Annotated in this window: 4 protein-coding genes and 1 pseudogene; all 5 read right to left on the reverse strand. The window is 71.4% G+C overall.

Annotated features, from left to right (window positions below):
- Window positions 1–6: 6 nt before the first annotated feature.
- Complete coding sequence (locus ABIC50_RS16840) at window positions 7–1,770, reverse strand: ABC transporter ATP-binding protein (RefSeq protein WP_354165907.1); 1,764 nt, start codon at window positions 1,768–1,770, stop codon at window positions 7–9.
- Window positions 1,770–3,491: an ABC transporter ATP-binding protein gene (locus tag ABIC50_RS16845; protein WP_354165571.1), complete on the reverse strand. Its 1,722-nt coding sequence runs from the start codon at window positions 3,489–3,491 to the stop codon at window positions 1,770–1,772. The genes ABIC50_RS16840 and ABIC50_RS16845 overlap by 1 nt, the downstream gene beginning before the upstream one ends.
- The gene (locus tag ABIC50_RS16850; RefSeq protein ID WP_354165573.1) at window positions 3,488–4,540 is read right to left on the reverse strand and encodes a Gfo/Idh/MocA family oxidoreductase; all 1,053 of its coding nucleotides are present in this window, start codon (window positions 4,538–4,540) and stop codon (window positions 3,488–3,490) included. The genes ABIC50_RS16845 and ABIC50_RS16850 overlap by 4 nt, the downstream gene beginning before the upstream one ends.
- Window positions 4,537–10,038 (reverse strand): annotated as a pseudogene (locus ABIC50_RS16855) (non-ribosomal peptide synthetase). The gene ABIC50_RS16850 and the pseudogene ABIC50_RS16855 overlap by 4 nt, the downstream one beginning before the upstream one ends.
- Complete coding sequence (locus ABIC50_RS16860) at window positions 10,035–14,411, reverse strand: non-ribosomal peptide synthetase (RefSeq protein ID WP_354165576.1); 4,377 nt, start codon at window positions 14,409–14,411, stop codon at window positions 10,035–10,037. The pseudogene ABIC50_RS16855 and the gene ABIC50_RS16860 overlap by 4 nt, the downstream one beginning before the upstream one ends.
- Window positions 14,412–14,442 lie beyond the last annotated feature (31 nt).

Genomic DNA, 14,442 nt, shown 5'->3' on the forward strand with positions numbered 1-14,442 from the left:
TTTACGTCAGTGTCCGGATTCGGCCGGACAGATTTGCGCGTCCGTGCCAGCGGGCGGCGCGCCGTCGTGCGGCCGCCCCGCGCGGGCGAACGTCGCGTACCACGCATCGGCTTCGACCAGCTGCGCATGCGTGCCGGTCGCCCGCACGCGGCCGGCGTCGAGCACGACGATCGTGTCGGCCGCCGCCGCGAGCGCCGGCTGGTGCGTGACGACGATGCGCGTTCGCTGCCCGCGCAGCGTGACGAGACTGTCGCGCACGCGCCGCGCGCTCAATTCGTCGAGGCTGGCGGTCGGTTCGTCGAACATCAGCACCGGCGCCCGCGCAAGCAGCGCACGTGCGAGGCATGCACGCTGCCGCTGCCCGCCCGACAGCAACTGGCCGCCCGGCCCGACGTCGGTATCGAGCCCGTCCGGCAGGCGCTCGGCTTCGTGCAGCAGGCCGACCGCGTCCAGCGCGGCGCGCAGCTCGGCATCGGTCGCGTCCGGCCGCCCCATCCGCACGTTCCACGCAAGGCTGCCGCGAAACAGCGCGTTGTCCTGGAACACGAGGTTGCGCGTCGCGGCGAGCGTCGCCTCGCTCAGGTGCCGCACGTCGGAACGGCCGAGCAGCACGCGCCCGGTGCACGGATCGTCGAGCCGCGCGAGCAGGCCGAGCAGCGTGCTCTTGCCCGCGCCGGTGGGGCCGACGATCGCGACGAAACCGCCCGCCGGGCAATGCAGGTCGATCCCGTCGAGCAGCGTCGCGCCGCCCGCCGTCCGATAGCCGACGCGCACCGCATCGACGCTCGCGTCGTGTACCGGCGTGCCGCGCTCCGGGCTGTCGAAGCGCGGCGCGTGCAGCACCGTGAGCACCGTGTCGAGTGCGCGCCAGCCGCCGCGCAGCGCCTGGTCGAGCTGCGTGAGCTGCGCGAGCGGCTCGATGAAGCGCACGAGCAGCACGAGCACCGCCACGGCCGTCGCCGCGTCGAGCCGGCCGGCCGCGACGGCCCACGCACCGCCGACCAGCATCGCGACGAACACGCCCTGCACCGCGCCCGCGAATCCGAGTTCGATGGGCAGCGAACGCCGCATCAGCGCACGCGTGCGGCGATGCTGTTCGTCGAACGCGCGCTGCAGCGCCGCGCGCGCATCGCTGTCCCTGCCCGCAAAGCGCAGCACCCCCTGATGCGCAGCGAAGGTCTGAAGCTGCACGGCCATGTCGCGATCGCCCGCGGCGCGCGCCTGTTCGAACGCGAGCGTGCGGGCGCCGCCGCGCTCCAGTAGCGCAAACAGCAACACGGCCGCGGCCGCGAGGCACAGCGCGATGCGCCAGTCGATCCATGCGAGCCCGGCGACGACCGCGAGCGGCGTGACGACCGCGCCGATCAACGGCCCGAGCAGATGGGCGGGAATTCCCATCGCCTGCATGACCGGCCCGCGCAGCAACCCGGCCGGATGACTGTCGCGCACGGCCTGCCGCGACGCGATGCGCGGCAGGTGTTGCACGAGGCGCTCGACGAGGCCGACAGTCAGCGCGCCTCCCGCCCGATAGCCGCCGAGTTGCGCCACGTACAGCACGAGCGCATGGCCCAGCGTCAGTGCGCCGAGCACGATCATCCAGTGCAGCGCGACCGCATGCGCGCCGTCGAACCATGCACGGATGAGCGGCACGAGCAGCAGCCCGCACGCGCCGTCGAGCAACGCGGCCGCCACCGCCCAACCGACACCGCGCCACAACGCGCGGCGCGTATCGCGCGGCAGGCACTGCAAACGTTTGAGCGAGGTCGTCATCATGCGGCCTCCGCGCTCGCGGCGCCGTGTTCGCGCCACAGCCGTGCATACAGCCCGCGCGCGTCCAGCAGCGCCACATGCGTGCCGCGCTCGACGATGAAGCCGCGTTCCATCACGAGAATCTGGTCCGCGTGCCGGATCGCGTCGAGATCGTGGCTGACGATCACGCGCGTACGCGTGTCGGCCCGCAGCGCGTTGCGCAATGCGCGTCCGGTTTGCGGATCGAGCGCCGACGCCGGTTCGTCGAGCAGCAGCACCGGCGCGCGCGACAGCAGCGCACGCGCGATCGACAGCCGCTGCAATTCGCCACCGGACAGGCGCACGTCGCGCCCGCACACGCAGTCGTAGCCGCCCGGCAATGCGTCAATGCGTTCGTCGAGACAGGCCGCGCGCGCGGCGGCGCGAATCGCGTCGCGATCGGCATCGGGCCGGTAAAGCGCGATGTTCGCCGCGATCGACACGTCGAGCGCGGTGGCCTGCTGGAACACCATCGCAATCTGTTCGCGGCGTGTATCCGACGCAAGCAGCCGCAGCTCGGCACCACCGAGCCGCACCATGCCGCGAGCCGGATCCATGAAGCGGGCGAGCAGCATCAGCAGCGTGCTCTTGCCCGCGCCCGACGGCCCGACGATCGCGGTGGTCGTGCCGGCCGCGATCGTCGCGTCGATATCGTGCAGGATCGGCTGGCCATCGATGTCCACCTGTACGCCGCGCAGTTCGATCGACGCATCGCGCGGCACCTGTGCAGCGCCGTCGGCGGGTTCTGGCAACCCTGGCTGCGCGAGCAACGCATCGAGCCGCGCGGCGGCCGCGCGCGCCTCGCGCAATGCATCGGCACCATGACCGAGCGCACGCACGGGCGCCGCGATCGCCCACATCAGCAGCGCGAACGCACACAGCGCGCCGGCCGGCAACTGCCCGGCCGTCAGCCACGTCGCGCCGAACACGACCCACGCAAGCAAAAACGGCGTGCCGAGCAGCACCTGCGTGCACGCGCCGAGGCCGCCGATGCGGCCGACCCACGCGGCGAACGCGTGCGCGAAACGCCCGGTCGCCTCCAGCGCGGCTGCCTCGATGCCGGCGCCCGGATACTGCCGCACGAGCGCCGGATGCTGCGCGAGTTGCGCGTAATCGCCCATCAGCCGTTCGAGCGCCGTGTTGCGTGCCGCGAAGGCCGGCGCGAATCGTGCCGAACGCATCCAGCGGAACAGCGCAGCGCCGGCGACGAGCGGCACGAGCGCGAACGCCAGCAGCGCGGGATTCAGGTAAAGCAGGCATGCGAGCGCCGCGCACGGGACGACCACGAGCTGCGTGAGATCGGCCGGCGCATGCGCGACGAGCTGGTGCAGCGCACGCACGTCCTGGTCGATATGGCGGGCGACGCGATCGCTGCCCGCGCGCACGAACCAGCCGAGCGGCAAGCACTGCAGATGATCGGCCAGGCGCTTGCGCAAGCGATCGCCGAGGTCGGCGTCGACGCGGTGCGTGAGATGCAGCGCGACCGTCTGGCCGCCCAGCCAGCACGCGCCGGCCGCCACGGCCGCGACGAGCCAGCCGCGCGACGCCGCATCGAGCTGTGCCGACACGCGCCATGCGTCGGTGAGATGCGCAAGCGCGAGCCACGGCACGAGCGACGCGATGCCGGCCAGCGCCTGCAACACCACCGCCGCGACGAGCGGCACCGCGAACGGCCGCAGCATCGAAAACAATGGCCCTTTCATGCGGCACGCTCCAGCAGCATGCCGAGCGTTGCGGCACAGGCATCGCCGGGCGGCTGCTCCGGAAAGCCGAGTTGCGCGGTCAATTGCTGCCACACGCGCGCCACGTCGATGCTACGCTGGTTGCATGCGTGCAGCCCCTCGCCGGACACGAGGCGGTCGACCGCGCGCACGGCCGCCTGCGGCCAGCTCCGCGCATGAATCTCGCCCCACGTGTCCTGTGCGTCGTCGCAGATCTGGATGCTCGGCATGTCGTCGCCGGCCACCTCGCCGAAGATCGGGAACAGCCCATCCTCGTCCATCGCCGGCTCCCGTAGCGCGGGCGCCCACCACAGCGGGCCGTGCGGCGACGCGAGCGTCCACGTGCCGGCGTCCGTCGTCAGCGTGATACCGAACAGCATGCTCATCCTGCCGTCGTCGGCCGCCGCCATCTCGTTGTGCACGCGGAGCGATACTGGCGTTTCGGCCAGCACCATCGCACATTCGCGCATCGACGACAGCGCCGGCCCGAGCGGTTCGACCGACCACGGCCCGACACCCTGCAACGCGGCCGCGAGCACGTCGAGCGTCGCGTAGCTCGCCTGCACCGAACAGACGACGTCCGCATGCACGGGCGCGCTCGTGTCGCGCAACCGTCGCGCGACCGCGATGAAGCGCGCGACGACCGGCAGGTTCGGATAGAAACTGTTGAGCAGGCAGCGGCGGCCATGGCGCGACGCGGTGCGCAGCACGCTGTCCCACTCGTCGGGCAGCAGCGGATGCTCGATCACGACGTCGATCCCGCGCTCGAGCAGCCGGCACGCGAGCGCGGCGCCTTGCGCGCCACGCGCCGCGCCGCCGACGGCGACGCATGCGACGCGCACGTCGTCCGGCAGTGCTTCGACGCGATCGAACACGGGCGCGCCGACGCGCGCGGCCAGTGCAGCCGTGCGCGCGCTGCCCCGACCGAGAATGCCGGCGACGTGATACGAACCGGATGCCGCGAGGCCCGCCGCATAGAACTGACCGAAACGGGAGCCGGCTACGACGACCGGCAGCGGATGGACCTTCATCGTGCCTCCTTCAGGTGGGTGTCGACGAACGCGGCGTTCAGGCAGTCGAAATGGCCGCCGGGGATATCGACGGCCGTGATGCCGCCGAGCGCCTGCGTCGTCCAGTAATCGGTAAGCGCCGCGCGCTGCTGCGGAATCAGCGAATTGCAGCGCTCCGGCACGAACAGCCGCAGCGCGCCCGCATACGGCGCATCGCCGGTCCAGTGGCATGCCTGCACCGAATGCGTGAAGAGCCGGTACAGCCGCTCGCGCTCGTCGAGCAGCGGATGGGCGACCTCGTCCTGCGTCGACAGGCCGGCCGCCGCGCGCAACACGCGGCGGCGCAGCACGTCGAGCGGCTCGCAGCGATCACCGAAGATTTCGAGCTGCGCCTGCAGGCTGCCGGGCGCGAGCCGCGCGGGGTCGGCCTTCAATGCGCCGGCGAGCGCGTCGGCCAGCACGTACGTTTCCGGAAAGCCGAGCGCGTCGACCGGCAGCCCGAGCGTCGCCGCGAAGTTGAACAGCACGAGCCGTTCATCCTCGATCAGGTACGGAATCCGGTAGCTCGACACGATGTCGAGCGTGCGCACCGCGACGCCCAGCTGCACCAGCGACTTCGCCATTTCCAGCGCGACCAGCCCGCCCGAGCAATAGCCGAGCACGTCGACCTCGCGCACGCCGCTGCGCCACAGCGCCTCCGCGTAACGTCGGCCAAGCGTCGCATTCAGGTGACGCACCGGCAGGTCGAGATAATCCTGCGCGTCGCGCACCGCGAAGCCCAGCACCGGGCCGAGCCGCGCGAGCGCGGGAAGCACCGGACGATAGGCGTGCACGGTCCCGAGCCCTTCGTGCACGATCACGCGCGGCACGCCGTCGCCCGGCGCGAGCGGAATCGGCCGCACGCTGGCCTGCACGCGCGGCGCCGGCGCATGAACGACCGCCGATGCCTGCAGCGTGCGCAATGCGGCAGGCACGGTGGTCGGCGTCGCGCCCGCCGGCGGTTCGTCCGCGTCGCGCAGGCATTGTGCGAATGCGGCCGGCGTGGGCTGCGCGAGCACCCAGCGCAGCAGCCGGTCGAACGGATGTCGATGCGCTAGCGGTTCGTCGCCGCGCAGCCGCGACACGAGTTGCGCGATCAGCAGCGAATCGCCACCCGCGGCGAAAAAGTCCTGATCCGGCGTGACGTTGCGCATGTCGAGCACGGTTTCCCACAAGCCGATCAGCCGTGCCAGCAGCGGATCGGCCGCCAGCGTCGAGACCGACCGGGCCGCGACCGGCGACGGTTCCCGAATATCGGCGATGCCGGCGAGCGTACGGCGGTCGATCTTGCCGTTCGCGGTCACGGGCAAACGTTCCAGCACGCGCAGTTGCGACGGCACCATGTAGCGCGGCACGCGCTCGGCCACGAACGACAGCAGCGTATCCGGCGCGATGCGTGCGGCGCCGCGCTTCACGTGTGCGATCAGGAGGTCGTAGCCGAGCGCGGCGAGCGGCGTGTCGGGCGCGACACACCCGAGCGCGCGATCGCCTTCTTGCGCCTGCAGCCATTCGAGCCACTGCGCGTGCGGCACGAACAGGCGCGCCGATGCCGCCCGCGCGTCGGCCGGCGTCTCCATCATCAGCCCCTGGCTGATGCTGATTTCCGGATGCTCGGCCGTCAGCTCCTGGATCACCCACTACGCGTCGGGCGCCGACAGCGCGCGCAATCCAGCGATCAGCGCGACCGTATCGCGCGCATTGTTCAGCGCGCCGGAACTGATCGTCATGTCGACCGAATGCGGGGCAATGCCCTGCGCATCGCACGGCGCGTTCATGTCGAAGCGCACGAAGCGCATCCACGGATACGCGGCGAACCGCTCGCGCGCGGCCGCAAGGAAATAGCTCGACACGTCGCTGAACAGGTAGTCGATGCGCGTGCCGGCCTCGACCAGCGGCGCCAGTACATCGACGATCGCACGCGTCGCGGCCGCCGTGCCCGCGCCGATTTCGAGGATGCGCCACGCGCGCTGCGGCGCGCGCGCGACGACTGCGTGCACGGCCTGCGCCATCCCGCGGTGCAATGCGCGGGCATGTGCGCCGTCGCTGTACATTGCTTCGGCGATATGCGAAGCACCTTCCGGGAACATCAGGCCGGCCGGCGACACGCTGCCGTCCACCTGCGCGCCGAGGCATCCGGCGCTGTCGCGGAAGTAGTCGACGAGGACGGGCGGCCACAATTCGGGAGACGCGTACTGCGCGAACGCGTCCCAGCACGCACGTGCGTCGACCAGGCTCGCGTCGGGCCGCACGCGCCAGCCGTCGTCGCCGCCTGCCTCCAGCACGCGATGCGCAACGAGCATCGCGAGCCAGTGGCGCAGCAGATGCCGTCGTGCCGCCGGCACACGCAGCCGCTCGCACAGCGTCGCAAAACCGGTCGGGCCTTCACGCGTCAAGCCGCCGCCGGGCACGATCCACGCCGCGAGCGACGCCACGCACGCCGTTTCGAGCTGCGCGACCGAACGCGACACATCGGCCTGCGCGGGCCAGCGCGCAGTGTCGAATGCCGCACGCGCACGTGTCGCGATCTCGTGCAGCGCGTTGTCCAGCGCGTCGTCCTGCGCGGTCGGGGGCGTTTCCGCGCCCTGCAGCGACACGAAGCTCGCGAGCCGGCGCTCCGCGCCTTCGCCAAGCACGATCGTCGCCGCCGCGCCGACGAGCGGATGTGTGCTCAGCGCCGCATCGATCTCGGCCAGCTCGATCCGGTAGCCGCGAATCTTCACCTGATCGTCCTGCCGCCCGAGGAATTCGAGCGAGCCGTCGGCGCGCACGCGCCCGAGATCGCCGGTGCGGTACAGCCGGCGCCCGTCCGGATGACGGATGAACCGTTCGGCCGTACGCACGGGATCGTTCGCGTAGCCCGTCGCGAGCCCCCCACCGCCGATATGGATTTCGCCGCGCACGCCCGGCGGGCACGGCCGCCCGAGCGCATCGAGCACTTCCATCGTCTGGCCGGTCAGCGCGCGGCCGTACGGAATGCTCGCGAGTTGCGTGTCTTCCGGACGGATCGGATGCTCGATCGACCAGATCGACGCTTCGGTCGCGCCGCCGAGGCTGAACAGCGCGCTGTCGGGCCAGCGGCGCCACCAGCGGGCCGGCAGCGTCACCGGAATCCAGTCGCCCGACCACAGCACGCGGCGCGGGCCCGGCACGTCGAGCGCCGGTTCGCCTTCGAGGTAGTCGATCAGCATCTGCCCCTGCGCGGGCACCGAGTTCCACAGCGTCACGCGATGACGCACCATCAGCTCGGCCCAGTGCGACGGATCGTTGCCGCGCGCCGGATCGGGCAGCACGATGCATGCACCGCGCGCGGTCGCGCCGAAAAAGTCGTAGACGGACAGGTCGAAGCTCAGTTCGGCCAGGCCCAGTACCACGTCGCCCGCGCCGACCGCGTGCCGCGCGCTGATGTCGGCGAGCGTGTTGCACACCGCCGCGTGGCTCAGCATCACGCCCTTCGGCTCGCCGGTGGAACCCGACGTGTAGATCACGTAAGCCAATGCATCGGGGGCAATGTCGCACGCAGCGCGCGGCGGCCATTGCGGATCCGTCTGCAACGCGTCGATATCGATGCGCACGCAACCGTCATGCGAAAACGCGAGCGCCTGCACGCTGACGACGGCGCGCACCCGCGCATTGCGCAGAATCGCCTGCTGGCGCAACAGCGGCTGGCGGCTGTCGACCGGGACGTACGCGGCGCCCGCCTGGACGATTGCAAGCACGGCCGCGAGCTGGTGCGCGCACTTCGGCATCAGCACCGCGACGGTATCGCCCACGCCGACGCCGCCTTGCTCGAGCGCGTGACGCAGCGCCGCCGCGTGTTGCGCGACGTCGCGGTACGTGCGCGCGCCCTGCGCATCGATCACGACCGGCGCATCGGGCGTGCGCAACGCCTGCGCGGCGAAGCCGGCCGCGATATGCGCATCCGCGTCGGGATGCGCGTCGGGATGCGTGTCGGCGACGGGCGAAGCGCGCGGCAGCACGACATCGCCCGCGCGCGACCACCATTCGGCATCGTCGGCCAGCCGGCCGAGCAGCGCGACATACGCGTCGAACATCGCGGCGGGCATACCGTCCGGAAACAGATCGTCGCGCACGTCCCAGCCGATTTCCAGCCCGCCGAACTGGTCGGTCACCTGGCAGTCGAGCCACACCTGCGGCGTCTGGCTGACCATGTAGCGCGGCGGCTCGGCGCGCGCCGCGTGCGCGCCGAGCAAGCGTGCGACGCTGCCGATACCGCTCGTGAACACCACCGGCATCAATGCCGCATCCTTGCCGCGCCGCCGCGCGAGTTCGCGCATCACGTCGACGCCGGTGAATGCGCGATGATCGAGATCGTCGAACATCCGCGCACCGATCGTGCGGGCACGCTCGACGAAATCGCGCCCGTGCGTCGCATCGACGGCAAGCAGGCTCAGCGCGGTGAAATCGCCGAGCACCGCATCGATGCGCGGATGCACGGGCGGACGGTTCAGCACGGTCAGGTTCAGGCAGAACGCCGGCGCCTGGCTCCAGCGCCCGACGATCTCGGCGAACGCGGCCAGCGCGACGCTCGCCGCGCTCAGCCCGAAGCGGCTTGCATGGCCGCTCAGCGCGGCCCATTGCGCGCGATCGAGGCGCGCATGCCGATGCGTGAAGCGGGGTCGCGCGCCCGTTTGCCTCGCGGGCACGACCGGCAGGTCGGGGCGCGCCGGCAGATCGGCGATGCGCGCGAGCCACCACGCCCTATCGCGCGCATGGTCGGCACGCGTGCCGGCCTGCGCTTCATGCATGACGTAGTCGCGAAACGTCACGTCGAGCGGCTCGGGCCGCCATTGCGGATCGTCGTAGCGACGCCGCCATTCGGCGAGCAGCAATTGCAGGCTCGCGTAATCGATCAGCGTGAAATCCACGGACAAATGCAGCACCGCGCGATCCGGGCCGAGACTCACTTCCGGCTGCAGCACCGGCCAGCGGTCGAGCGCATGCACCGCATGATCGAGGCGCTCGCGCACGCGGTTCAGGTGGGCGCCGAATGCGTTCGCGTCGGCTTCGTGCAGATCGTGAACGATGAGCGGCTGCCACGGCACGTCGGGCAGCACGCGTTGCCAGGCGTTGTCCTCGACGATCGCGCGCAGCATCGGATGCCGCGCGACGCATGCATTCCATGCGGCTTCGAAGCGTACGCAGTCGAGATCGGTTCGTTCGTCGTATTCGACGTACAGATGGCAAGCACTGCCGCCGAACTCGAACGATTCGTGCCGGCCGAGCACATACGCGGCCTGCACCGGCGTCAGCGCGAACCGTTCATGCTGGCGTGCCGGATCGCTGCGCCACGCGCCGTTCCGAAGGAAACGGACGAACGCGTCGCGTTCGGCCTTGATGCGCGCGGCGAGATCCGCATCGAGTGCGCCGGCCGGTGCGCGATAGCGCAACTGGCCGCCGTCGTCGCACCACAGTTCGATTTGCCGTTCGCGGCACAGATCGAGCACATCGTCGAAGCTCACAGCACGCCCTCCTCGATCGTCGCGCCCGCTGCGTCGCCATCGGCGGGCGCCGCGGGCGTCAGTTCGTCGAGTTGCGCCGCGAGGCCGGCGAGCGTCGGCTGCCGGTAGAACGCGGCCATCCCGATCCGCACGCCGAGCCGCTCGCGCAGCTGCGCGAGCAGGCGCGTCGCGAGCAGGCTGTCGCCGCCGAGCGCGAAGAAGGTCGCGTCACGCGCGTTCGCCGTGCGGCCCAGCGCCTGCTCCCAGCACGCGAGCAATATCGCGTGCCGTTCGCCGGCCGGCACGAATGCGTCGTGCGCGGCCGGTGCGTCGCCGAGCGCGCGTGCGAGCGCATCCCCGACTGTCCGGCGGTCGATCTTGCCGTTCGCGTTGAGCGGCCAGCGCGACAGGAACCACAGCGCATCGGGGCGCATCGCGTCGGGCAACCGGTCGCGCAGCCAGTCGGCGAGCGCGGCCTGCGCGATCGGCTCGCCAACCCGGCGCGCATCGAGGCAGGCGAACGCCGCCGAGCACCAGCTCTGCGCATCGAGCGCAAAACCGCATGCGTGGGCGGCCGCCGCGAGCCCATCGTCGGCGAACGGCCGCGGCAGCGACGCATCGCCCGCGACGCTCGCGACGAGTCCGCGCAGCGGCGAATCGCGCAGCACGTCGGCGAGCAGCAGGCGGCCGTCCCGCGCGAGCAGCGCGGCGGCGATGCGGAACGTGTCGCGCGGATCGTCGCGCAGGTGCGCAGCCGCAAAACTGATCGCGCAATCGAATGCGCCGAGATGGCGTGCGGGCAGCAAGCCGTCCTGCATCGTCTGCAGCGCGGGCATCGTCCGTGTGAAGCGTGCCTGGGCGTTGTGCAGCAGGCCCGGCGACACGTCGAACAGCGTCACGTCGAAGCGCGAATCGTCGAGTACGCCGAGCCCCGCATCGAGCGCCTGCCCGGCGCGGACATCGAGCACCGCGACGCGCAACGCACCGGTGTGTGCCGCGGCCTGCGCGTCCAGCGCGACGGCGAACTCGCGCAGCGCGCGGGCGCCATCCGGCAACCGCGTCGCGAACGCGAGCGGCGCCACGCACGGGTCCAGCGGCACGCGCTGCGCGGCGGTATCCGGATCGGCGGCGAGCGCGCGCAGCGCTGCCGTCAGATCGTCGAGATCGGCTGCCTGCCAGTCGAGCCGCTCGAGCGCATCGTCGACGGAAATCGATGCGTCGCACGTCGCGTGCCCATGCGCACGCAGCGACGGCGGCAGGCCCGCATCGCCGTCGAGCAGCCGGCGGGCAACGGCGTTCGCGACGGCCGCTTCCGCCTGCATCGTGTCGGCCACGCCGGCTTCCGCGAGCGACGACGGCACCGTGCCGGCTGCGCGATCGGCCGGCACGAACGCCGCGACGATGCGCGCGGCCTCGCCGTGGACGACGCTCGCACACGCGCCGTCGATCAGCGGATGCGCGGCCAGCGCCGCTTCGATCTCGCCGAGTTCGATCCGGTGCCCGCGGACCTTCACCTGCCGATCCTCGCGCCCAAGAAATTCGAGCGTCCCGCCGGGCCAGTAGCGTCCGCGATCACCGGTGCGATACCAGCGGCCCGACGCGTGCTGCACGAAACGCTGCGCGGTCAGATCTGGATCGTTCCGGTAGCCGCGCGCGAGACTGTCGCCGCCGATCAGCAATTCGCCCGGCACGTAATCGGGCGCATCGCGCCCGTCGGCATCGACGACGCGATACGCCTGCCCCGGCAACGGCCGGCCGTACGGAATCGAACGCCAGTGCGGCGGTACGTCGTACACCGTCTGCACGTTCGACCAGATGCCGGCTTCGGTCGCGCCGCCGAGCGCGTGGAACGCGCATGCCGTGCCGCAGCGGGCGCGCAGGCGCGCGGGCAGGTCGAGCGCGATCCAGTCGCCGGACAGCAGCGCCGCGCGCACGCTGCGGCACGCGTCGCTCGCCGCCGGCACGGCCAGCGCCATTTCCAGTAGCGCAGGCGCCGAGTTCCACAGCGTGACGCGGTGCTGCGCAATCAGTTCAACCCAGCGTGCGGCATCGCGCGCTTCGTCCTGCGTCGGCAGCACGAGTTCGGCGCCCGCACCCAGCGCGCCGAACAGGTCGTACACCGACAGATCGAAATCGAGCGCCGACACCGCGAGCAGCCGGTCGTCCGCGTTCACGCCGAGCAGCGCGTCGATCGCATCGATCGTGTTGATCGCCGCCGCATGCGTCATCTCGACGCCCTTCGGCACGCCGGTCGACCCGGACGTATAGATCACGTAGGCCGTGGCCTGCGGCGCAACCGCAAGCGGCGCGGGCAGCGGCGCGTGCCGCAACAGCGCGGCGATGCCGAAATGCGGCGACGGCCCCTCCGCGCACGCGGTGTCGCCGATCACGGCCTTCACGCCCGCCGCGCGCTCGATCAGCGCCTTGCGCACGACCGGCTGCGCGATGTCGAGCGGCACGTAGCACGCGCCGGCAGCCAGCACGCCGAACACGGCCGCGACCTGCGCGGGCCCGCGCGGCAGGCTGATTTCGACGGCATCGCCGTGCCCGATTCCGGCCGCCCGCAACCCGCCCGCGATCGCGAGCGCCTGCGCGGCCAGTTCGCCGCGCGTCACCGCGCGATCGCCGCATCGCACGGCAACGGCGGCCGGCTCGCGTGCAGCCAGCGCGAAGAAATCGTGATGCAGCGTGCGCGCGCGACCGGGGGCCGGCAACGCGTTGAGCGCATCGCGCACGCGCCGCTGCGCGGACGGCAGCTCCACCTCGATCGGCAGCCGCCAGTCGCGATCGCACAGCGCCTGCACGAATGCGACATACGCGCCGAACATCGCGTCGATCATCCCGTCCGGAAACAAACCTTCGACGCTATCCCACGCGAGCAGCGCGCCGTCCGGCACGCGATACAGCTGATGGTCGAGCCACACCTGGGGCGTCTGCGAAATCATGTCGTGCAAATCGCCGAACACTCGCGCGAACGCATCGGGCACGAACGGCGCGTCGCCGAGATTGCACGAGAACACGACCGGCGCCGCGCGCGGCATGCCCTGCCGGCGCGCATCGCGCAGCACGTCGAGCGCCGGATACGCGGCCTGCGCGATCGCGCCGTGCAGCCGCTGGTGGAACGCGCGGACCGCGTCGGCCGCACTCGCCTCGGCGCGCACGTCGCATTCGACGAGCAACAGCGTCGTGAAATCGGCGATGACACGGCCGAGATCGGGCGCATCGCCATGCCGGTCGAACAGCGGCACGTTGAGCAGGAACGCATGCCGGCCGCTCCAGCGCGCGAGCACCGCCGCGAACGCCGCGCCGAACACCGACGACAACGTGACGCCATGCTGCGCGGCCCGCGCCTGCAGGCGCGCGAGCTCGTCCGTGCTCAGCGTATGCGCGACGCGGCTGAAACGCGGCGCGCGTATCGTTTCCGGCGCACGGGCGAGCGGCAGCGCCGGCCCCTCCGGCAGCGTCGCGAGCCGTGCCTGCCATGCGTCGCGCGCCGCGGCCCGCGCATCGCGCGTCTCGGCCGCGCGACGTGCGAGCCAGGCTGGAAACCACGTCGAAGGCGCAGCGGGCAGCGCCGACGGTTCCGCATACGCAACGCCGATCTCCTGCATCAGCAGCCGCACGCTGTCCACGTCTGCCGCGAGCAGGTCGACGCTCAGCCACACCCGATCCTCGCCGCCGGGCATCCGCGCGAGCCCCATCATGAACACTTGCGCATGCTCGACATCGAGACATTCGTGCGAGCGGAACGCGCGCAGCGACGCCCATTCGGCTTGCGCATCGGCCATCGTCCTGTCGCGCCAGTCCGCGTGCGCGAACACAGGCGTGTCCGGCGCCGCGACGATCTGCTGACGGCCGCCGTCGAAACGCGCGCGCAGCATCGGATGGCGCTCGCGTACATGCCGGCACGCGTGGTCGAGACGAACGGGATCGATCGCGCGGCTGCGGAATTCGAGAAACGCGTGGCAGCTGACGTTGCCGAGCACTTCGCCGTCACCACGGCCGAGCCAGTACGCCTGCTGCACCGCGGACAACTCGAACGGCGCACGCACGTCGATATCGACATCGGCGGCATCGAGTTCGGGCGTCGGGTGCACGACGCGCGGCGCGTTCGCGAGCAACGCGACCCACGCGCCGAGGGTCGGCGTGCGCGCGAGCGCGTCGAACGTCAGCGCGTAGCCGAGCCGGTTCACGCGCGTCTGCAGATACATCAGCCGGATCGAATCGAGGCCGCAACTCAGCAGGTCCTCGTCGTCGTCGAGCGACGCGATCTCGTCGACGGTTTCGTCGAGCAACCCGGCGATCAGCGCAACGAGTTGCGCGCGAAGGTCAGTGCAGGAAAAGCAGGAAGGATCGGAATGGTCGGTAGTGGAATCGACAGCGGTCTGGCTCATGGGCGCGCCTTGTATGGGTCGTTCGACGGCG

The organism is Burkholderia sp. 567, from assembly GCF_040545115.1.
GTDB classification, from domain to species: Bacteria; Pseudomonadota; Gammaproteobacteria; order Burkholderiales; family Burkholderiaceae; genus Burkholderia; species Burkholderia ambifaria.